Source organism: uncultured Streptococcus sp. (assembly GCF_901875575.1).
Taxonomy (GTDB): domain Bacteria; phylum Bacillota; class Bacilli; order Lactobacillales; family Streptococcaceae; genus Streptococcus.
This window is the reverse complement of sequence record NZ_CABFMF010000015.1, coordinates 1-20,431: the sequence shown is the minus strand read 5'-3', so window position 1 is coordinate 20,431 and position 20,431 is coordinate 1. Positions and strand designations below refer to the sequence as shown.

The 20,431-nt window shown below is 39.5% G+C and carries 20 protein-coding genes; 1 reads left to right on the top strand and 19 read right to left on the bottom strand.

The window, feature by feature from the left end; translation table 11 throughout:
- Nucleotides 1–8: 8 nt before the first annotated feature.
- The 7 genes from QZ114_RS05575 to QZ114_RS05545 all read right to left on the bottom strand — a co-directional run bounded on the left by QZ114_RS05575 (nt 9) and on the right by QZ114_RS05545 (nt 10,853).
- Nucleotides 9–626: a cystathionine gamma-synthase gene (locus QZ114_RS05575; protein ID WP_295500730.1), complete on the bottom strand. Its 618-nt coding sequence runs from the start codon at nt 624–626 to the stop codon at nt 9–11.
- A 59-nt stretch (nt 627–685) separates the two neighbouring features.
- A complete protein-coding gene (locus QZ114_RS05570; RefSeq protein ID WP_295500728.1) occupies nt 686–3,772 on the bottom strand; it encodes a DEAD/DEAH box helicase in 3,087 nt (1,028 codons plus the stop codon).
- Nucleotides 3,773–3,864: 92 nt separating this feature from the next.
- A complete protein-coding gene (locus QZ114_RS05565; RefSeq protein ID WP_295500726.1) occupies nt 3,865–5,031 on the bottom strand; it encodes a MalY/PatB family protein in 1,167 nt (388 codons plus the stop codon).
- Between the two features lie 7 nt (nt 5,032–5,038).
- Nucleotides 5,039–6,133, bottom strand: a complete 1,095-nt coding sequence (locus QZ114_RS05560) for a cystathionine gamma-synthase (RefSeq protein ID WP_295500723.1) — start codon at nt 6,131–6,133, stop codon at nt 5,039–5,041.
- 165 nt (nt 6,134–6,298) lie between these two features.
- Nucleotides 6,299–6,754, bottom strand: a complete 456-nt coding sequence (locus tag QZ114_RS05555; protein WP_295500720.1) for a hypothetical protein — start codon at nt 6,752–6,754, stop codon at nt 6,299–6,301.
- 313 nt (nt 6,755–7,067) lie between these two features.
- A complete protein-coding gene (locus QZ114_RS05550) occupies nt 7,068–9,026 on the bottom strand; it encodes a peptide ABC transporter substrate-binding protein (protein ID WP_295500716.1) in 1,959 nt (652 codons plus the stop codon).
- 204 nt (nt 9,027–9,230) lie between these two features.
- Nucleotides 9,231–10,853, bottom strand: coding sequence for a polysaccharide biosynthesis protein (locus QZ114_RS05545; protein ID WP_295500713.1), 1,623 nt, complete (start codon nt 10,851–10,853; stop codon nt 9,231–9,233).
- A gap of 106 nt (nt 10,854–10,959) precedes the next feature.
- On the opposite strand from QZ114_RS05545, the gene QZ114_RS05540 reads away from it, so the two are divergent.
- Nucleotides 10,960–12,405, top strand: coding sequence for a UDP-N-acetylmuramoyl-L-alanyl-D-glutamate--L-lysine ligase (locus tag QZ114_RS05540; RefSeq protein ID WP_295500710.1), 1,446 nt, complete (start codon nt 10,960–10,962; stop codon nt 12,403–12,405).
- 46 nt (nt 12,406–12,451) lie between these two features.
- Here QZ114_RS05540 and QZ114_RS05535 read toward each other — a convergent pair whose 3' ends face one another.
- The 12 genes from QZ114_RS05535 to QZ114_RS05480 all read right to left on the bottom strand — a co-directional run bounded on the left by QZ114_RS05535 (nt 12,452) and on the right by QZ114_RS05480 (nt 20,417).
- The gene (locus tag QZ114_RS05535) at nt 12,452–12,643 is read right to left on the bottom strand and encodes a CsbD family protein (RefSeq protein WP_000051184.1); all 192 of its coding nucleotides are present in this window, start codon (nt 12,641–12,643) and stop codon (nt 12,452–12,454) included.
- A gap of 99 nt (nt 12,644–12,742) precedes the next feature.
- A complete protein-coding gene (locus tag QZ114_RS05530; protein WP_295500705.1) occupies nt 12,743–13,393 on the bottom strand; it encodes a DUF1803 domain-containing protein in 651 nt (216 codons plus the stop codon).
- Nucleotides 13,377–13,889, bottom strand: coding sequence for a YiiX/YebB-like N1pC/P60 family cysteine hydrolase (locus tag QZ114_RS05525; protein ID WP_295500702.1), 513 nt, complete (start codon nt 13,887–13,889; stop codon nt 13,377–13,379). The genes QZ114_RS05530 and QZ114_RS05525 overlap by 17 nt, the downstream gene beginning before the upstream one ends.
- Before the next feature lie 84 nt (nt 13,890–13,973).
- Nucleotides 13,974–14,909, bottom strand: coding sequence for a manganese-dependent inorganic pyrophosphatase (locus QZ114_RS05520; RefSeq protein WP_295500699.1), 936 nt, complete (start codon nt 14,907–14,909; stop codon nt 13,974–13,976).
- A gap of 82 nt (nt 14,910–14,991) precedes the next feature.
- On the bottom strand, nt 14,992–15,279 hold the full coding sequence (locus tag QZ114_RS05515; protein WP_295500696.1) for a GIY-YIG nuclease family protein: 288 nt from the start codon (nt 15,277–15,279) through the stop codon (nt 14,992–14,994).
- A complete protein-coding gene (locus QZ114_RS05510; RefSeq protein ID WP_295500693.1) occupies nt 15,269–16,018 on the bottom strand; it encodes a tRNA1(Val) (adenine(37)-N6)-methyltransferase in 750 nt (249 codons plus the stop codon). The genes QZ114_RS05515 and QZ114_RS05510 overlap by 11 nt, the downstream gene beginning before the upstream one ends.
- 54 nt (nt 16,019–16,072) lie before the next feature.
- The gene (locus tag QZ114_RS05505; protein ID WP_295500690.1) at nt 16,073–16,432 is read right to left on the bottom strand and encodes a S1 RNA-binding domain-containing protein; all 360 of its coding nucleotides are present in this window, start codon (nt 16,430–16,432) and stop codon (nt 16,073–16,075) included.
- 1 nt (nt 16,433) lies between these two features.
- Nucleotides 16,434–17,834 carry a bifunctional Cof-type HAD-IIB family hydrolase/peptidylprolyl isomerase gene (locus tag QZ114_RS05500; protein WP_295500687.1) on the bottom strand — a complete coding sequence of 467 codons (1,401 nt, stop codon included), beginning with the start codon at nt 17,832–17,834 and terminating at the stop codon, nt 16,434–16,436.
- A 667-nt stretch (nt 17,835–18,501) separates the two neighbouring features.
- Nucleotides 18,502–18,741, bottom strand: coding sequence for a 30S ribosomal protein S18 (gene rpsR, locus QZ114_RS05495; protein ID WP_000068662.1), 240 nt, complete (start codon nt 18,739–18,741; stop codon nt 18,502–18,504).
- A gap of 31 nt (nt 18,742–18,772) precedes the next feature.
- Complete coding sequence (gene ssbA / locus QZ114_RS05490; protein ID WP_049510307.1) at nt 18,773–19,243, bottom strand: single-stranded DNA-binding protein SsbA; 471 nt, start codon at nt 19,241–19,243, stop codon at nt 18,773–18,775.
- Nucleotides 19,244–19,254: 11 nt separating this feature from the next.
- A complete protein-coding gene (gene rpsF / locus QZ114_RS05485) occupies nt 19,255–19,545 on the bottom strand; it encodes a 30S ribosomal protein S6 (protein WP_001151782.1) in 291 nt (96 codons plus the stop codon).
- Between the two features lie 164 nt (nt 19,546–19,709).
- Nucleotides 19,710–20,417 carry an LPXTG cell wall anchor domain-containing protein gene (locus QZ114_RS05480; RefSeq protein WP_295500746.1) on the bottom strand — a complete coding sequence of 236 codons (708 nt, stop codon included), beginning with the start codon at nt 20,415–20,417 and terminating at the stop codon, nt 19,710–19,712.
- Between the last annotated feature and the right edge of the window lie 14 nt (nt 20,418–20,431).

The window sequence follows — 20,431 nt, the reverse complement described above, 5'->3', positions numbered from 1 at the left end:
TTTCCCCCTTATTCAGTAATTCTCGTCAGATTCAACTCTTGGGCAAGCTGACGTTCTTGTTCTATTTGTTTATTCTTTTTATTGTAGATTTGACTCTTCTTAAGAAAATCATAGTTGTTTTTATTTGCAGTTCGAGCTTGTTTTTCAACACTATCTGTTGATATGTGTTTTATCTCTTCCGCTAAAATGTAGTGAGATTGAGTCAATTTTTGACTATATTTGATAAATTCACCAGGATTTTCCTTTTGGAAAGGAGCTGTAGGTTGATTTCCCTTCCTAACTAAAGTTGGTTGAGAGTGACGTCTTGTATGTGTAACATCCTTAGTTAAATAGGTAGCCGAGCGTTTCTTTTTCAAATCAGCACGAGCTTCCTCACGTGCTTTCTCAGCATACGTCTTACCTTCTTTCTTAACTCCTAAAGCAATTTTTTTGGGTTTATCTGCTTGTTTTTCTAGAGGTTTTACTGAAACATCTTCAGAAATAGGAGCCCAATCAAGGTAGTTTTTTTCTTGATAATCCCCTTTTATATTACTGATAAAATCAGACTCATCATACAAATCCATGACAGGCATTGCCGTTAGCATGATTTCGTCATCTGACACTAATGGAAATCGTTCTTCTCTCATTTTCTATTTCCTTTCAACACTTCATTATAGCGTATTGTCTTGATTTTTCAAGTACTGGCTTAAGAAATTCCCAAAATTTCTCGAATTTCTGCTAATGTTAGACTGCCACGAGACTCTGTCCCATCTAACACTTGAGAAACAAGATGTTTCTTTTGTTCTTGAAGTTCCTGTATTTTTTCTTCTATTGTTCCTTTAGTCACAAGACGATAAACTTCAACCATTTCTTTCTGTCCCATTCGATGGGCACGACCAATAGCCTGGGCTTCTACAGCAGGATTCCACCAGAGATCGACCAAAATAACCGTATCAGCTCCGGTCAGATTTAGTCCGACACCCCCAGCCTTAAGGGATATCAGAAAGGCATCTCTATCTCCCTGATTAAAGGATTTAGTCATCTCCTGTCTTTCCTTAGCTGGGGTTGAACCTGTTATTTTAAAGGAAGTCAATCCTAAGTCTGGCAGTTCTTTTTCGATCCTTTCCAACATTCCTTTAAATTGGGAAAAAATCAAGACCCGATGGCCACCGTCTGCCACCTGTACCAGTAAATCTCGAAGACTATCCAGTTTACCGCTAGCTCCCTGATAATCATCCATAAAGAGAGCTGGGGTATCACAAATTTGACGCAAGCGCATCAGACCAGACAAGATTTCCACTCGACTTCGTTGGAATTCCTGATCTGAAACTTGAGACAAACGTTCTCGCATCTGTTGCAACTGAGCTAGGTAGATGGCCTTTTGCTGGTCTTCCAGTTCATTCTTATAAACTACTTCGATTAAGTCTGGCAATTCAGTCAGAACTTCTTCTTTCCTACGTCTCATCACGAAGGGCTTGATAAACTGGGCCACACGCTCAGCTGGCAATTTCATAAATTCTTTCTTGCTTGGTAAAAGTCCTGGCATGACGATTTGGAAAATAGACCAAAGCTCACCTAAATGATTTTCAATAGGAGTTCCTGATAAGGCAAAGACTGCTGGTACTACAAACTGTCTCAAGGTCTGGGCAATCTTGGTCTGGGTATTTTTCATAACCTGAGCCTCATCTAAAAAGAGGAAATCAAAGGACATCCCCTGATAAAACTCACTATCCTGACGGAAGGTAGCATAGCTCGTCACATAGATTTGATGACTCTCGGCAAGAATCTCTTCACGACCAGCTTTCAAACCATGAACAACAGCCACATCCAAGTGTGGAGCAAATTTCTCAAACTCATCTGCCCAGTTGTAAATCAAACCAGACGGAGCTAAAATCAATACCCGACTTTCTTTTGTCACTTGACTAGTCAAAAAAGCAATGGTCTGAAGGGTTTTACCAAGTCCCATATCATCAGCTAAAATCCCACCAAAACCATAATGATGGAGCATCTGTAACCAACGAATCCCCTTTTCCTGATAATCTCGCAAGTTAGCCTCGACTTGAACCCCTTGCAGGGGAAAATCTTCCGGATGCGTCAAATCATGAGCCAAGTTCTGAAACTCTTCAGAAAAAGAAACACGATCATGTCCTTCAAAGAGGTGGGACAAGGTATAGGCCAATGATTTCCGAACCTGTAAACAGCCATCTTTCAGTTCAAAAAGCCCCAGATTTTGTAAATTCTGACGAATCGTTTTGGTTTCCTCATCAAAAAAGAAAACTTGTTTAGAAGCGCCAATATAAAAATCCTGACTGGCAAGCAAAGCCTGCATGGCTTGGTCGATTTCCTCTTGACCAATATCTTGGAAATCAAATTGAATCTCCAATAGTCCTCCCTTTGAGGCGATTTGAATTTGAGGACTAGCTAATTGATAAAGTTCTTCTACTCTTTCTGATAATAGGACACTCCCTAGTTTTTCAAAAACTGGAATGATTTCATGGAAGAAATGATAGACGGACTCCGCTTTTAAGGCCTGACGCCAAGATTGAAAATCGGCTTCAAAGCCTGCCGCTAAACAAAGTTGAAATACTTTTCCTTCTTTGTCAGCATCACTTGAAAATGGTAATTCTTCTAGCTCTTCTCGGCTTGATACTTGCCTATCCCCATAATCAAACTGGATTTCTAGTCGAATCCGATCGTCTTCTTCCCTATCAAAGTAAAAAGAGGGCGCAAAGGATTTGATTTGTAAGCGTTCTGGAGCTGAAACGGTCCCCATCTGGCTAAAGAGAGTTAGACAGGAAGCCAACTTATCTCGGTCACTGCTATCAAATTGCAGGTATTTCTTTCCATGTTGATCCAAAGGCAGTGCTTTGATTTCTTTGAGAAGATGCAACTGCTGGTCAGTTAGAAAATAAACCTGCCCTCTATGGAAAAGCACAGCTCCCTGATAAAAGACATTGACCCTTGGACTCTCACTGATTTCCATTTCAAAATAATCCGAGTATTCTTTTACTGTAAAGGCAAAGAGATTAGCACCTGCATGCAAATCCTGAAAAAGTAGGGTTTGGTAACTATCCACTTGATGGTCAAATTGAAAATGGGGCAAGGTCATCAGTAAATTTACACCCTGCTCAAAAAAGGTCAGAGGGAAAAAGAGGTGCCGACCTTGATTTTGAAAAAAGAGGTCTGGAGCCAGTCCTTCCTCCGTTAGTCCGCGCAAGAAAATCAGAAGTTCTTGGCTGGCTTCATCAAAGGACTCCCAAGACAAGGATTCCTCATAGATCTTGCCAATCATATACGACTTTCGCTGCTCGACAACTTTTAAAAAGAGTGGAAGATCCCGAATAACATAGTATTTTTGACTATTGATTTGCCCGATTCTAAGGGTCCACAAGATATGATTGGTTCCTGCTTCCACTTGTCCCACAGCGGATAATTCATAGGCGCGTTCTGATTTTGGAGACAAGACTCGTTCCAAAAATTTGCCACCCAAGGTCACCTTGGTTTCAACGGCTTCTTTTTCTTCATGACCTTCTTCCAGACTCTGCAAAATTTCTTGGCCACGCTCATCATTTTTCAGAAAATACTCTAGCGCTGCCAGATGCACACAGTAGCCCCTTTTTTGGAAAAAATCACAGGCACAAAAAACCAAATCATCCTCTAAACTATAGCGTAGTTCTTCTTCTGCAACGCGAGCGTAGAGCCGATTATTTTTTTCCTTGATGATATCAACTTTACCAGTTTCATAAAGGGCAACGCCTTCGATACGGACTTTCCCCGGAATCAATTTAGCCATATTTCTACCTTTACCTTATCTTTTTATTATACCATATTTTCCCCTATGAAAATAGCCTCCTAGGAAGACTTTTCTCCTAGAAGGCTGGATTTTTAAAGTTTGGCAAAAGTGGTCACAATCCGCTGACAAACTTCTTGCAACAAAGATTTAGGCATGGCTACATTGAGTCGAGCATGGAGACTTCCTTCCTCCCCAAAATCCAAACCACGGTTAAGGATAACCTTGGCTTCATTTCTCAACAGCTCTTGCAATGTTTCATCAGTCAGGTCATAGGCTGAAAAATCAAGCCAAATCAAGTAGGTTCCTTGCGGTTTCATGACCTTGATGTTGGTCTCTTTTCCAAATAAATCCACCACATAATGGATGTGGTCTTCAAAGACTTGCTTGAGTTCCTCTAACCAATCCTTCCCATAGCGATAGGCAGCTTCTGTCGCCAAATAACCCAAACCTGAAATTTCATGCTGATTATTGGCCAACTGGCGTTTCTGGTAAGCCCGTCTCAACTTAGGATTTTCAATGACGGCATAGGAATTTTTTGTCCCAGCAATGTTAAAGGTTTTAGTAGCACTGCTCAAGACAATCGCAAAATCTTTAAAGGCTGGATCAATGGTATTGAAAGACTGGTGTTTATGACCAAAGAGGGCCAAATCTTGGTGAATTTCATCTGAAACTAGCAAAACACCGTGTTTTTGGCAGAGTTGGCCAATCTTCTCCAACACTTCTTTTTCCCACACACGTCCACCAGGATTATGAGGATTGCAGAGAATGTAAAGTTTGACATCCTCTTCCACCAAATCCTTTTCAAGTTGGTCAAAGTCAATCTCAAACAGACCATCCTTTTCCACCAAAGAATTGGTAATCAATCTGCGATTGTTCAACTTGACACTGCGAGCAAAAGGTGGATAAACAGGTGTATTAATCAGAACCGCTTCGCCTTCTTTTGTAAAGGCTTGAATAGCTGTTGAGATGGCCGGTACCACACCCTCGATAAAGACAAGAGCTTCTTTGTCAAAGTGATACCCATGTTGTGTAGCTTCCCACTTTTGAACTTCCTTGATTAACTCTTCACTGGCATAAGTATAGCCATAAACCAATTGATCCGCATAAGTTTGCACGGCCTGGCGGATTTCAGGCAAGACCACAAAGTCCATATCCGCTATCCAAGCTGGTAGGACTTCACTATCCGTTTCTGCCTCTTTCCATTTATAGGTATGGTGACCTAAACGATTGGGTAGGCTTGTAAAATCATATTTTCCCATCTTCGTCTTATCCTTCCAAGGCTTGGCGCAAATCTGCAATCAAATCCCTAGCATCTTCAATACCGATTGATAAACGCAAGAGATCATCAGTCAAACCATAAGAATGACGCACTTCTGCTGGAATATCAGCGTGAGTTTGTGTCGTTGGATAAGTAATCAGACTTTCCACCCCACCCAAACTTTCTGCAAAAGAGAAGACCTTGAGGCTGTTCAAGATATGCGGAATGCGTGTTTCATCCGCTACTTTAAAGGAAATCATGCCCCCACGACCAGTATAGAGAACTTCCTTGACTGCTGGAGAATTCTTCAAAAAAGCAACCACTTCTTGGGCATTGGCTGTTGAGCGCTCCATACGAAGAGACAAGGTCTTGAGACCACGAATCAATTGATAACTGTCAAATGGCGATAAGACTGCTCCTGTCGTATTGAGATTGTAGAAAAGCTTCTCGTATAGTTCTAAACTATTGGTCACAACTACTCCAGCCAAGACATCATTGTGGCCTGCTAGATACTTGGTTGCTGAATGAAGAACGATATCCGCTCCATCTTCAATTGGACGTTGGTAGATCGGACTGTAGAAGGTATTGTCCACCACCACTTTAGCACCCTTAGCATGAGCCAATTTTGCTAGTTTTTCGATGTCAAATTCCAACATCAAAGGGTTGGTTGGTGTTTCGATATAGAGAACATCCACATCTTTTTCTAACTCGGCAATCAACTCTTCTTCTGTATTGGCATAGGTAAAATGGAAACGACCTTCCTGCTCCACTTGATTGAACCAGCGGAAAGAACCACCGTAAAGATCACGCACTGCCAAGACCTTACTTCCTACTGGAAAGACGCTAAAGGCCAGTACAATAGCTGACATCCCTGAGCTAGTCGCTAGGGCATAATCTGCGGACTCAATAGCTGCCAAGACTTCCTCAGCCTTACTACGAGTTGGGTTTTTGGTGCGCGTATAGTCAAACCCAGTAGATCGACCAAACTCTGGATGCTGATAGGTCGTTGAAAAATGAAGCGGTGTCACCAGTGCACCTGTCGCTTCATCTGACTTAATACCCGCCTGGGCCAAAATTGTGTTAATGTGTAATTCTTTGCTCATACAATTCCTCCAAATCTATAAAACTATTGTACCACTTATTTACATCAACTCATTTTCTTCTTTTCAAGAGCTAGTTATAGTTTCAAACTATAGACTTATCGACTAAAACAAAAAAAAGAATCCAGAAAAGCTTCTAGATTCTTTTGTGACGATGATTACTAGGCCTTACTTAGACCGAAAGAAATCGTGTTGGGCTAAATAGTCATAATGCTCTTTGTTAAATTGATACTGCCCCATACGCTGACTAATCTGACCGACATCCACGGAAAAAATATAGGCTTCATTTTGATAGTTCCAATTCAACTTAACTGCATTTAAGGCTGTCTGATAAGTAAAATCTTGAACTTGATTCCAAGGCATCTCTACGACTTGATGAGAACGATTTTCAGTTACATCACTGATGTCCATCAAGTAGATACCCTTAGGTGTGAATGCTATAATCTTAGGCTTCACACTCGACTGAACATAGTAACTACCTCCTATAATGAAAAAATCAATAAAGGATTTCAACCATGTCTTTTTCTTGAAAGCCATCAGAAAGTTCCTTTGTTCCTCGATATGACATGTTGAAAGAAATGATTCAATCTGTTTTTCTGTTGCAAACTCCATAATAGCGCCCATGATGTTACCTCCATAACGATTAGTAAATAGGCAGATAAGGACTCTTCACATAAAAGAAGAACTTATCAATTATTGCGTTTTATCTTACTTTTTCAGTAGACGGAATCCCTCCTACAAAGTCAACTTGATATAGGTATCCTTCAATTAGCTCTGATAAAATTTCGAAAATAACTTCTCATAACTTTTATTATATTCATTATATCATAAATCTGATAAACAAATTAAAAAATGTAAGCACTTTTCTTCCAAATTTGCCGTCATCCTATAAAAAACGACAGTTTCCTTCGAAACCATCGTTTTTCTTGAAAAATCCTTATTTGACATGTTTTGCTAACTCTTCTTGAGCTTTTTTATTAGATTCTTCTTTTTCTTTCAGCCATTTTTCTTTAGCTTTTTCATATTCATCTTTTGTAACTGTTTTATCTTGTAATTTGAGGTATTTATAGGATTCGATTCCTTTATTACCCGCCAATGAGAATGGGCTAGAGAAAGGAACTGTTTTTCTCAAAGTTGGTGTACCACCAAGGGATACGTTTGGAATTGCTAGTGAGCTATCTACCAACCAAGCTTGAGCCTCAGCGTATTTTTCATAACGTTTTGCTGGATCTTGCTCTTTATTAGCATCTTCTAACATCTGAGTGTAAGTATCTAGTCCAACTGCCTTAGCCTTGTCATTAACTTCCCCAGGCTCTAGACCTAAGTTTTGTAGAACTCCACCACTTTTCACATTAAAGATTTCAAGATAGCTTGATGGGTCTTGGTAGTCCGCACTCCATCCACCATTATAAAGATCGTAATCTTTCTGAGCTGCAGTTTGAGCTAGATAACCTGAACTATCATAGTCCTCTGTAGAAAGTAGGTGGACATCAATCACAACATTTTCTGCACCTAAGACAGACTCAATTGATTGCTTCATGGAATTGATTCCTTGAATTTCAGCCTTATTGGTCAACTCTATAGTTTTATCTAAGTGGATAGGGAATGTTACACCCTTAGCTTCTAATTCTTTCTTGGCTTCTGCAAATTTGGCCTTGGCTTTCTCTGGATTGTAGTATGGATCTTGGGCATCGGCAAAATTCATACCCTGCCATTCCTTGCCATAGTTCACCATCTTTTCAGATACAACTGCCCCAAAGTCTTTACCACCTACCGTTACAAATGTCGGAGGAACAACCAAGTTACGCAAAATCTTAGTAGCACCATCTTCACCTTGAGATTGGGCACCATAGGCTGTACGGTCATAGGCAAAGTTAATAGCTTGACGGAAGTTCTTATTAAGAACGGCTTCCTGAGTCGATTTCTTCTCAGCATCGCTTGTCTTAGAAGTGAATTTATAAGATTTTCTATCAAGATTAAAGTTTAAGTAGTAAGAAGTGGCATCTTGAATACTATATACGATATTGTCCTTATTCTTTTCTTTTATCCCTTCAAAGCTTGAACTATTTGGATAAAGACGAGCATAACTATAGGCACCCTCCATAAAGTTACGTGCTAGTGCATCTTGGTCACTACCATCAAAGTAAGTCAATTTCACATCATCTACAAAGACATTCTTAGCATCCCAGTAATTCGGATTTTTCTTGTACTCGATAACTGATTTTGAAACAAAGGATTTCATCAAGAAAGGCCCATTGTACAAAATGCTAGATGGATCTACCTTCCCAAAATCATCCCCTTTTGATTTCAAGAAATCCGCATTAAGAGGAAAGAGAATTGTTGAAGTTGTTTTTGAGTTCCAGTAAGGTTCTGGTCGTGCCAAGGTATATTGAACGGTTTGGTCATCAAGAGCCTTAACTCCAACAGTTGAAAAGTCTTTCGTTTTACCATTAATGTAGTCATCTAAACCAGCAACGGATTCTTGCACCAAGTACAAGGCTTCTGATTTTTTATCAGCAGCGTATTTCAGCCCAGTGACAAAATCTTGAGCAGTTACTGGAGCATATTCATCTCCATCTGCAGTATACCATTTCGCTTCCTTACGCAGCTTGTAGGTATAGGTCAAACCGTCTTGAGAAACACTCCAATCCTCTGCCAAGGATGGGATATAGTTCCCATATTGGTCATTTTCCATGAGCCCATCTACCAAATTAACCACGATATCACTGGTTGTTGTACGGTTTTCTGCTAGATAGTTCAAACTAGATGGATCACTTGAGTAAACATAATTGTATGTTTTTGATGCTGTGCTAGAATTTCCACAGGCACTTAACAAAATACCTGCACTTAACACGACACCTGCAAGTGTTGCATACTTGGCTTTAGACTTTTTCATCTCCAGAACCTCCTGATTTAAATATTTGTCTTATTATACATTACAGGTTTTATTTAGTCAATAGTTTTTTTAAGAAAAATTTAAGAAAAAACAAAATGACTAGCTAAAAATTATAAAAATATACTATAAATTAATAAAAAGAGAATAATCTAAACATTCCATGATAAGAACGTTCAAATTATTCCTTTTATTTATAAAATATTTTTAAGTTAATCTAAATTTCATTCTTAAACGGTCAGCCTGTGCTTTCCCAATAACTCTATCCAATAAATGAGTACGAAGACTCATAACTCCATAAAGACTGCCCCCTAAAATAGCAACAAGCGCTACATAAAGAAAACTCCATAATCGACCACTTGGTTGGAAGAAAAATCCCAGAATCCACTGCACAAATCCAACAAGAAGAAACATAGTAAGAGTTAATAGACTGATTAGAATAGTTCTTTTAAAAACCACATTCGATCTCATACCCGTTATCTGACAGATTTCACGATAAATTAAGACAATGGGAACGACCAGACCTATTGTCGTCGAAATCAAAGGCCCATAACTTTGAAAGAGATAGATACTTGGTATCTGTAAGAGCAACTTTGCAATTGAACCATAAACAAAGTAAAGTACTGCCTTACGATTATGGAACATAGCCTGAAGCATTGGTGACAAGACCGTATAGAGACCTAGAATGGTTGACTGCAGAACTGCAAATATAAATAATCCCAAAGCTAAACTATCTGGCTTACCGTAAAAGACTGTATAAAGAGATTCACTGACCATCACCATCCCTATTGTTGCTGGTAATAAAAACAATAAAAGCATGACAAGGTTGTCTTGGACCAATCTAGAGACCGCCTTTAAGTCACCTTTGACATAATTTTCGGTCAACAGAGGGATACCAACACCTCCTATTGAAACACCTAAAGATATCAGAATCATAGTGATTTTATTGGGATTGGCAGAAAAATAAGAAAACATAACAACCAAGTCTTCATTACTATAGTTGGTAAACCAGCTCATACTATTGATAAAGGTCATCTGATCCAGAATCTGGAAAAGTTGGATGGCAGACCCTGTCAAGATGAAAGGAATGGCTTCCTTAATGGTATCGACTAAGAGACGCTTACTATTAATCTTATCTCCTGTTTTAAGGACTCTTTTGAGTAGTCCTTCCTTGGCAAGAAAATAAATCAAAATAGCATAGCTAGCAATCATACCTACAAAAGCTGCAAAAGTGGATTGGGTAACAGCTGCTAAATAATCCCCTGACCCCATTTTCATAATCATATAGGTAGCCACCAACATCCAGATGACACGGATCACCTGCTCAGCGATTTGACTCATGGCGTAAGGTTTGAGGTTGCTCATCCCTTGGAAAAAGCCTCGGATAACACTCATAGAAGGGAATATTAAAACCGCCCAAGCCAAACTCTGCATAATCGGGATAAGGTCTTGACCTACACCAGACAAATCAGCCATCCAAGGGGCAAACAGATATAAAATCAAGGCAAAAAACAGACCGAGTCCAGTCATAAATCCCAAAAAACTACAAATTAGAGAAAAACTATGCTCTTCCTCTTGCATGGTATTGTATTTGGCTACTTGCTTAGCAACCGCAACAGGTATTCCTGCAGTTGAAATCAGAAGAAACCAAGCATAGATATTATAACCCATGGTGAAGAGACCATTTGCTGTAGCCGCATTAGACCCCATCCAGATATACCAAGGGATAATGTAAATGGCCCCGAGTAGGCGACTGATAAAGTTACTAGCCGTTAGCCAAGCAGTCCCCCGTAACATCTGGACCTGCTGATGATTGTGTTCATTAGACATAACTTCCTCATTCATTTTTGATAACTAGGAAAAAGTTCCTTATCTTCCATTATAAACTTTTCCTTGTTACTTGTAAAATTCAGACTTTCGGTTTACAATATAAAGTATGATAAAGATTGAAATCGTATTAGATATATTAAAGAAAGATGGTCTCTTCCGCGAGATTATCGACCAAGGACACTACCACTACAACTACAGCGAAGTTGTTTTTGACAGCATCAGTTACGACAGCCGAAAAGTAAAAGAAGGCACTCTTTTTTTTGCAAAAGGTGCTGCCTTTAAAAAAGAATACCTTCTTTCCGCTATAACTCAGGGCTTAGCCTGGTACGTCGCCGAAAAAGACTACGAGGTCGGTATTCCTGTCATCGTTGTGAACGATATCAAGAAAGCCATGAGTTTGATTGCTATGGAATTCTATGGTAAACCACAAGAGAAACTCAAAATTCTCGCTTTCACAGGTACAAAAGGAAAAACAACAGCAGCTTACTTTGCTTATCACATCCTATCTCAACGTTACCCAACAGCCCTCTTGTCAACCATGAACACAACTCTAGATGGCAAGACCTTCTTTAAATCTTCCTTCTCAACACCTGAAAATATCGATCTCTTTGATATGATGGCCCAAGCTGTTACGAATGGAAGAACCCATCTGGTAATGGAAGTTTCCAGTCAAGCCTATCTAGTGAATCGAGTCTACGGACTATCTTTCGATGTGGGAGTTTTCCTCAATATTACCCCAGACCATATCGGACCGATTGAACACCCTAGCTTCGAAGACTATTTCTACCACAAGCGACTTCTCATGGAAAATAGCCGAGCAGTTGTCATTAATAGCGACATGGACCATTTTTCTATCTTGAAAGAACAAGTGGCAGAGCAAGACCATGATTTCTATGGTAGTCAGTCAAGTAACCAAATCGAGAATTCCAAAGCCTTTAGCTTCTCAGCTACAGGAAAATTAGCTGGAGATTATGATATTCAACTCATTGGCCACTTCAACCAAGAAAATGCAGTTGCTGCTGGACTTGCTTGTCTCCGTCTCGGAGCTAGTCTTGAGGACATCAAAAAAGGAATCGCTGCAACCCGCGTTCCTGGTCGTATGGAAGTCCTCACGCAGAAAAACGGAGCCAAGGTTTTCATCGACTACGCTCACAATGGGGATAGTCTAAAAAAACTCATCAATGTGGTAGAAACTCATCAGACTGGCAAGATTGCCCTAGTCCTAGGTTCTACTGGAAACAAGGGAGAAAGTCGCCGTAAGGATTTTGGACTCCTCCTAAACCAACACCCTGAGATTCAAGTCTTTCTGACTGCTGATGACCCCAACTATGAAGATCCAATGGCGATTGCTGATGAAATCAGTAGTTATATCAACCATCCTGTTGAAAAGATTGCCGATCGCCAAGAAGCCATCAAAGCGGCAATGGCTATCACAAATCACGAATTAGATGCTGTCATTATTGCTGGTAAGGGAGCCGATTGCTACCAAATCGTTCAAGGCAAGAAAGAAGCCTATCCAGGAGATGCAGCCGTCGCAGAAAATTATTTATAAGATAGTAAAAAATCAAGGGAAATGAAACCCTTGATTTTTTCTATCTTTATTTAAAAGCGTTTTTCAAACCTTCAACAGCACCTTCTACAGCACCCTTAGCATCTTCAACTACTTCTTTTGCCTTAGCAACTGTCTTTTCTACAGCTCCTTCTGCTTCAGTCTTGCTATCCCCAGTAACTTTACCAAATCCTTCTTTGATAGCGCCTGTTGCTTGTTCCAATTTGTTTTCAAGTGACATATGATTGTCTCCTTTAGGTTTATTCCGATATATGTTATCGCTATTTTAAGTATATACTCATTATATCATTAAATCAAACAAACTGCTCAGAACAGAATACTATGCTAGATAAAAACTTAGACTTTCCTTATCAAATCTGACAGCTAACTCATACTTTCCGTCTTCCTTTTGCACAATATAGCCTAGGACGACTAAACTATCTACAAAAATATCACGGCGTTTCTGCATAAGTTGGTCTTTTTTGAGAAATTTCAACAAAAAAGTCGTCATATATTTGAGAGCATACTCAGGATTAACATCTCCTAAAATGGCATAGAGTTCCTGCTGTTTTTCTGTCAAAGGATACTGATGTTTAACCTTGTAGAAATAATTGGACAGGGTCATTTTAGTGCGCGCAAAGTCCGTCTTTTCAACTAAAATAGCTGCATTGGTTTGATTTCGTAATTTCGTCTCAAAACTCTGCTCTAACAAAGCTTGATAAACTGGATTCTCTTCTCTCAAAAAAATTTGCTGATCAAGCTCAAGGGAATCTACTGATTCTAAAAAAGGCAGATTAAGATAATAACGCTTATTTTCCCGTAGAATGAAACCAGCCTTTATATAGTCTTCCAAAAATCGATCAACTGGCACATCTGGGAAAGTTGCCTTGATTTCACGTAAGATGACATCAGAATGCTGATCAAGGTAAGCAACTAATCCCATAAAAAACGGCTGTCTCGTCAAACGTGAAGGATTAAAAATCTGAATCATGAAGGTTCCTTTCTTTACATTTCAAAAGAGGGGACGTTGCCAACTGACTAGGATTTGTTCCAGGCTGGTTCAGAGGTACAGGCATACCTAGTTCTCTGTAATACTCTCTCCAAAAATCACTAATTTCCTGATTACCATCTCCAAACTTCATGGGAATAGTTTCAAAAATGGGGAGGATTGCTGCCATATACTGGGAACAGTAAAAACCAGCTCCATCTGGATAGAAAGAAGCATTGTAGGGTGCCCCAAGATGTTTACAAGCTCTTTCCTTCACAGATTGGATATCCATTTCTGAGTAGACATAGATATCATATAAGTGATTTGGCTCAAAGAAGCCTGCCGATTCTTGACAGACAACACCAGCCTGTCCACTAGCATGGTAAATCATACCATCCAAATAAATCGCAACATGGCTATAGTTACCTGTGGAAATCTGGATAGCCTGTCCCATATCTGATTCATCTCTCACAAAAATCAAATCGCCATTTTCTAACATACTTCACTCCTAGAAAAAAAGGAGTCGAAACTCCTTTCGATATTTGGAAAAAGTGTTTTCCTGTTCTAATCTTCCATCAACGGATTAAGCATTGAAGCTTTCGGTCAATTGAGGAACAACTTGTTTCTTACGTGAAACAGCACCAGCAAGGAAAGCATGGTTATTTTCAAGTTTGAAGTTGAAAGCCGCTTCTACCTTGTCCATGTTCGCACCAAGTGCTAGGATTTCTGAGTTTGAGTTGACGATATCTGTAATCATCAAGACAAAATCAGAGTAACCGTTTGAAGCATTAGCCGCTTGCATAGCTGCTTCGATTTCAGCTTGGCGCTCCAAGACTTCTGCAATATCCACCGTATTGACTTGAGCAACACGGACATTATTTCCGTTGAGTTCAAAAGTCTTAGCATCGATGTCAATCAATTCTTCAGCAGACTTGCTTGCCAAGTTTGTACCAGCTTTAAGCATAGCAAGACCATACTCTTCCAAGTTCACACCAGCCAATTCAGCCAATTCAGGAGCAATAACTTTATCTGTTGGGTGTGTTGTTGGTGATTTCAAAAGAAGGGTATCTGAAATCAAGCCAGAAAGCATCAAACCAGCCAATTCTTTAGGAACAGCTACATCATGTTCTTTGAACATACGGTAAACAATTGAAGACGCTGAACCAACTGGCTCCAAACGCATGTAGAGTGGGCTTGCAGTTTCAAAGTTAGCAACACGATGGTGGTCCACAACACCATAAACTTCTACTTCAGCGATATCTGAAACTGATTGTTGGAATTCATTATGGTCAGTCAAGATAACTTGCTCTGCACCTTCTGCTTTTGCAGAAGTGATGACGCGCGGTGCTTCTACACCAAAATAATTCAAGACATAGGCTGTTTCTTCATTTGGAGTTCCAAGAGCGACTGCTTCTGTATCCAAACCATATACTTCTTTGCAAAGATAAGCAAAAGCTACAGATGACCCAATGGCATCTGAGTCTGGATTTTGGTGACCAAATACTAGAATCTTAGACATGATAATACCTCATTTTGTTTATTCTCTTTATTGTAGCATTTTTTTCGCTTTTTGACAAAAGTAAGAGGAGTCAAATAACTCCTCACTCTTTATAAAAAGAAAGTGCCAGATTCGCTTCTTGCTGTTCTCTGATATAACTTTCTTTAAACAGACGCTTTTTTCGTTTAAACAGAGCCTCAGCTGACATAGCTTCTTCCTTGCTGGCAAAACCTTCTGCATAAATAAGTTTCACTGGTAAGCGAGCCCTAGTATACTTGGCTCCCTTACCACTATTGTGCACAGCTACTCGTTTCTTGACATCTGTTGTATATCCTGTATAGTAAGAACCATCTCTACATTCTACTATATACATGAAAGCCTTATGATCCATAATAAATCTCGTCAATTTCTGGAGTATAAGAACCATCATTATTATGGACAATTAAGGGAGGCAAAACCTTAAAACCACTCGTTGATCCGTCTTTAATCGCTTCGATTAAGAGCATATTAGCTTCCTTTTCTCGTTTAGGATAAACAAATTGCAAACGTTTAGGAGCCAAATTATGTTTTTTTAACATTTCTAAAATATCCAATAGTCTATCAGGACGATGCACCATAGCCAAACGTCCATTAGACTTGAGAATACTTTGAGCACTGCGGCAAATCTCTTCCAGATTAGTCGTAATCTCATGCCTCGCCAAAAGATAATGTTCACTTTCATTAAGGTTAGAGTGGGGATCAACCTTAAAGTAAGGAGGATTACACAAAATCATATCCACTTTACTTCCCTGCATCCGCGAAGGCATATTTTTCAAGTCATCACAAATAACCTCCATCTGCTCTTCCAGACCATTCAAGCGAACCGAACGCTCAGCCATATCTGCTAATCGCTCCTGAATCTCTACAGCCACTATTTGTGCCTGAGTTCGGGTACTAGCAAAAAGTCCCACTGCCCCATTCCCAGCACAAAAATCTACAATTAATCCTCTTTTGGGAAAGCGTGGAAAACGTGACAAAAGAACACTATCTACTGAATAGCTAAAAACTTCTCTATTTTGTATGATTTTGATATCGGTTGAAAAGAGTTGATTAATCCTCTCCCCTTCTTTTAATAATAGTTCTTCTTCCATAGCATTATTATAACATGTTTATATTAACATTACAAACAATAGGGAATTCCCTCTCTATTGTTTCTTTTTTAGATGTTGTAGGGCATCTCTTGTCCAAATAGGCATCATGCGTCCCAAAGGAGAAAAACCCAAACGAACTCGGTCACTTGAAAAGCGTCTGCGTCTCGGTAACTGATGCTTTTCTTCTTCTAGCGTCCGGATAGAGAGACTAGCCTTACCAGTAAATTCATCTAAATCAACAACCTGAACTTGAACTTCTTCATCTACTTTTATAGCTTCATGGATATTTTCAATAAACCCCGTTCGAATCTCTGAAATATGAATCAGTCCCGTATCTCCTGTCTCCAGCTCAACAAAGGCTCCATAGGGCTGAATCCCAGTAATTCGTCCCTTTAACTTATCACCGATTTTCATTTTAATCCTCTACTTCAATTGTCTCAATCACTACATCTTCAATAGGCTTGTCCATAGCGCCAGTTTCTACAGAAGCAATTTCATCCAAGACAGCGTAAGAATTTTCATCTACTAATTGTCCAAAAACAGTGTGACGTCGATCTAGATGAGGAGTCCCACCTTGTTCTGCATAGATTCCCGCAATTGGTTCTGGCCAACCACCACGTGCAATCTCTTTCTTAGAGTATGGCAAGTGTTGATTTTGCACGATAAAGAACTGGCTACCGTTGGTATTTGGACCCGCATTGGCCATTGAAAGGGCACCACGTATATTGTATAGTTCTTCAGAAAACTCATCCTCAAAAGCTTCTCCATAGATAGACTCTCCACCCATACCTGTACCAGTCGGATCTCCACCTTGAATCATAAAATCTTTGATGATACGATGGAAAATAACTCCATCATAATAGCCATCTTTTGAAAGAGCAACAAAGTTAGCCACTGTTTTAGGTGCCTGTTCAGGGAAGAGCTTGATACGCAAATCTCCATGATTTGTTTTAATAATCGCTAAAGGACCTTCTACTGCTGTAATATCAACTTGTGGGAAATGTAATTCTTTTTCTACCATACCAAATTCTTTCAAGGCATCAAAAATGCCGTCTTCTTCTAGTGTTTTTGTAATATAATCTGCTTTTTCTTTGATATTATCATGAGAAATTCCCATGGCTACACTGATTCCAGCATAATCAAAGAGTTCCAAGTCGTTGAGGCCATCTCCAAAAACCATGACGTTGTCTGGTTTCAAGCCAAGGTGTTCCACAACCTTTTCCACACCCGTCGCTTTGGAGCCTGAAATCGGTACAATATCAGACGAATGTTGATGCCAACGAACCATGCGAAGTTTGTCTGAGAGACTGTCAGGCAGTTCCAAGCCATCTCCCTTATCTTCAAAAGTCCACATCTGATAGATATCTTCTTTTTCATGGAAGTCAGGATCTACATCCAAGTTTGGATAGATTGGGTTAATAGCTTCACTAATCATATCCGTACGAGTTGATAATTTAGCATCATGGCTACCAACTAAACCGTACTCAATACCTTCCTGCTTGGTCCAAGAGATGTAATCCTCAACAACCTTCTTTTCAATCAGATGTTGATAGATGACCTGACCTTTTTTATCCTCAATATAAGCCCCGTTTAAGGTTACAAAAAAATCTGGTTTCAATTCACGAATCTCTGGCACAACACCAAAAATACCACGACCAGAAGCAATTCCTGTCATGATTCCTTTTTCTCTCAACTGCTTAAACACTGTTGGAATAGAGTTTGGAAGAAAACCCGTCTTAGAATTTCGTAATGTATCATCAATATCAAAAAAGACAATTTTTATCTTTTTTGCCTTATATCTTAATTTTGCATACATCTCTCTACCTCTTTCAATCTAACTCTTTTCATTATACCATAAAATAGAGAAATCCCACATCTTCGATTATATCCTTGTCTCCTATTGGATTTCCTTCACTGCATACAAAACCAAATCATCATCATTTTGACTAGTATAGTTCATTTATAGAGTGTGATTTCTATGTCAGACATCTGTACTGTCTAGAATGTTTTCACATCTGATGTAAAATATTAGGTCAGATCCATAGACAGATTACAAATCTACACCAAGTCTCTCCTCGTCTGAAATAACTTTAACTCTTTTTATATTATAGAAAGCAAGAAAAAGCTTATCAAAGCCTGAACCAAGCTATAAGAGGCTAATTCATTTTGTATTTCCAAAATCGTTAAAAAACATAGAGGATGGTAAAGGAAATCCACCGGACCCAACTCGCTCTTTCATTTCAAAACTCCTGAAAAAAAGACCCGTCGGGGTCTTAATTCGCTTTCTTATTTTCGTGCTCATGAAAAAAAGACCCACCTAGGTCTTAATTCGCTCCCTCACTTCAATGCTCATGAAAAAGAGGCCCACCCAGAGCCCAACTCGCTCTTTCATTTCAAGGTTCGTGAAAAAAAGACCCACCCGGGTCTTAATTCGCTTTCTTATTTCAATGCTCATGAAAAAAAGACCCGTCAGGGTCTTTTCTTTAATCTTCATTTACGAAAGGCATCAAAGCCATTACGCGAGCGCGTTTGATAGCTGTTGTTACTTTACGTTGGTTTTTAGCTGAAGTTCCTGTTACACGACGAGGAAGGATTTTCCCACGTTCTGAAACGAAACGGCTAAGAAGCTCAGTATCTTTGTAATCAACATATTCAATTTTGTTTGCTGCGATGTAATCAACTTTTTTACGGCGTTTGAATGCGCCACGACGTTGTTGAGCCATGTTTTTTCTCCTTTATAATTTTAGTTGTCCATTAGAATGGTAAATCATCATCTGAAATATCCAAAGGATTGGTTGCTCCAAATGGATTTTCATCACGTGAAAAGTCTGGTACTGAATTTGTAGGCGCTGAATAGTTTGAACTTGGTGCAGAGTAAGCTCCACCTGTATGACCCTCACGCACACTACGGCTTTCCAACATTTGGAAATTCTCAGCCACGACCTCTGTCACGTAGACACGTTGTCCTTGCTGGTTATCGTAACTACGAGTCTGGATACGACCTGTCACCCCGATAAGTGAGCCTTTTTTGGCCCAGTTAGCAAGGTTTTCAGCCTGTTGGCGCCACATAACGACATTGATAAAATCAGTCTCACGTTCGCCATTTTGACTCTTAAATGTACGGTTTACTGCAAGAGTAAAAGTCGCAACTGCGACATTTGATGGAGTATAACGTAACTCAGCGTCACGTGTCATACGCCCTACAAGTACAACATTGTTAATCATAATCTACCTTCTTACGCGTCAAGTTTGACGATCATGTGACGAAGAATGTCAGCGTTGATTTTTGAAAGACGGTCAAACTCTTTAAGAGCTGCATCGTCATTTGCTTCAACGTTAACGATGTGGTAAAGTCCTTCACGGAAATCTTGGATTTCGTATGCAAGACGACGTTTTTCCCATGATTTTGATTCAACAACAGTTGCACCATTGTCAGTCAAAATAGAGTCAAAACGTGCTACTAAAGCGTTTTTAGCTTCTTCTTCAATGTTTGGACGAATAATATAAAGAATTTCGTATTTAGCCATTGATATGTTCCTCCTTTTGGTCTAATGACCCCAAGTCTTTGCAAGGGGTAAGTGAGGTTCGCTCACAATAAACTATTATACTAGAAAATCATTTTTAAGGCAAGTAAAAACACTCTAAATAAAAAAAGAAGATGACGAATCATCTTCTTAAAAACTAACTATCTTTAGTCTTCTTTTTTCTTGCGTCCAAGAAGTCCAAATCCACTCAAAGCTCCAAGGAGTCCAAGTGCAGCTAGACTAGCATTAGCTTCTGTACCTGTGTTAGGTAACTCTTTTTGACCTTCAACATATTTAGGTGTTGCTGGTTGAGTAGCTGAATCAGTTTCTACTGATGTTTCAGCTGGTGTTGGAACAGCAGGTTGGGTTGGAGTTGTTGGTTGTTCCGGTTGCACTGGAGCTACTGGTTGTTCAGGAGTCTCTGGTGTTGATGGAACTGGTGCTGGTTCCAGCTTAGGCTCTAGTTTAGGCTCTGGCTTAGGCTCTGGTTTAGGCTCTGGCTTAGGCTCTGGCTTAGGCTCTGGCTTAGGCTCTGGTTTTGTATCTGCTTCATAGTATACATCAATTGTTTTATCATCTGTTGTTGATGTTACTTCTGTCGCTTCTACTCTTGTGACACTTGGAATTTTGTAGTTTGCTATTGATTCTGGTATTACTTCTGACCAACTGCCCTTGCTCCATTCTCCGTATGTAACTTCTCCAGTGACTTTGTTTGTTGTTTTTGTTCTTGATAACGTCACGCTTTGTACCGCTGGATCTTTCAAGACTTTATTTGTACCTTTTTCTAGGTAGTTGATTGTACGTGTAATAGTTTTTGTTTCTACTTCGTCTTCTTTTGCTTGTGGATACTTCACGACTACTTCGGCATTTTCCATTGTTGGTGTTACTG

What these genes read in the sequence shown, in the direction of transcription:
- QZ114_RS05575 (WP_295500730.1), bottom strand. Translation starts at nt 626, where the DNA reads ATGAGAGAAGAACGATTTCCATTAGTGTCAGATGACGAAATCATGCTA.
- QZ114_RS05570 (WP_295500728.1), bottom strand. Translation starts at nt 3,772, where the DNA reads ATGGCTAAATTGATTCCGGGGAAAGTCCGTATCGAAGGCGTTGCCCTT.
- QZ114_RS05565 (WP_295500726.1), bottom strand. Translation starts at nt 5,031, where the DNA reads ATGGGAAAATATGATTTTACAAGCCTACCCAATCGTTTAGGTCACCAT.
- QZ114_RS05560 (WP_295500723.1), bottom strand. Translation starts at nt 6,133, where the DNA reads ATGAGCAAAGAATTACACATTAACACAATTTTGGCCCAGGCGGGTATT.
- QZ114_RS05555 (WP_295500720.1), bottom strand. Translation starts at nt 6,754, where the DNA reads ATGGGCGCTATTATGGAGTTTGCAACAGAAAAACAGATTGAATCATTT.
- QZ114_RS05550 (WP_295500716.1), bottom strand. Translation starts at nt 9,026, where the DNA reads ATGAAAAAGTCTAAAGCCAAGTATGCAACACTTGCAGGTGTCGTGTTA.
- QZ114_RS05545 (WP_295500713.1), bottom strand. Translation starts at nt 10,853, where the DNA reads ATGTCTAATGAACACAATCATCAGCAGGTCCAGATGTTACGGGGGACT.
- QZ114_RS05540 (WP_295500710.1), top strand. Translation starts at nt 10,960, where the DNA reads ATGATAAAGATTGAAATCGTATTAGATATATTAAAGAAAGATGGTCTC.
- QZ114_RS05535 (WP_000051184.1), bottom strand. Translation starts at nt 12,643, where the DNA reads ATGTCACTTGAAAACAAATTGGAACAAGCAACAGGCGCTATCAAAGAA.
- QZ114_RS05530 (WP_295500705.1), bottom strand. Translation starts at nt 13,393, where the DNA reads ATGATTCAGATTTTTAATCCTTCACGTTTGACGAGACAGCCGTTTTTT.
- QZ114_RS05525 (WP_295500702.1), bottom strand. Translation starts at nt 13,889, where the DNA reads ATGTTAGAAAATGGCGATTTGATTTTTGTGAGAGATGAATCAGATATG.
- QZ114_RS05520 (WP_295500699.1), bottom strand. Translation starts at nt 14,909, where the DNA reads ATGTCTAAGATTCTAGTATTTGGTCACCAAAATCCAGACTCAGATGCC.
- QZ114_RS05515 (WP_295500696.1), bottom strand. Translation starts at nt 15,279, where the DNA reads ATGGATCATAAGGCTTTCATGTATATAGTAGAATGTAGAGATGGTTCT.
- QZ114_RS05510 (WP_295500693.1), bottom strand. Translation starts at nt 16,018, where the DNA reads ATGGAAGAAGAACTATTATTAAAAGAAGGGGAGAGGATTAATCAACTC.
- QZ114_RS05505 (WP_295500690.1), bottom strand. Translation starts at nt 16,432, where the DNA reads ATGAAAATCGGTGATAAGTTAAAGGGACGAATTACTGGGATTCAGCCC.
- QZ114_RS05500 (WP_295500687.1), bottom strand. Translation starts at nt 17,834, where the DNA reads ATGTATGCAAAATTAAGATATAAGGCAAAAAAGATAAAAATTGTCTTT.
- rpsR (WP_000068662.1), bottom strand. Translation starts at nt 18,741, where the DNA reads ATGGCTCAACAACGTCGTGGCGCATTCAAACGCCGTAAAAAAGTTGAT.
- ssbA (WP_049510307.1), bottom strand. Translation starts at nt 19,243, where the DNA reads ATGATTAACAATGTTGTACTTGTAGGGCGTATGACACGTGACGCTGAG.
- rpsF (WP_001151782.1), bottom strand. Translation starts at nt 19,545, where the DNA reads ATGGCTAAATACGAAATTCTTTATATTATTCGTCCAAACATTGAAGAA.
- QZ114_RS05480 (WP_295500746.1), bottom strand. Translation starts at nt 20,417, where the DNA reads ATGGAAAATGCCGAAGTAGTCGTGAAGTATCCACAAGCAAAAGAAGAC.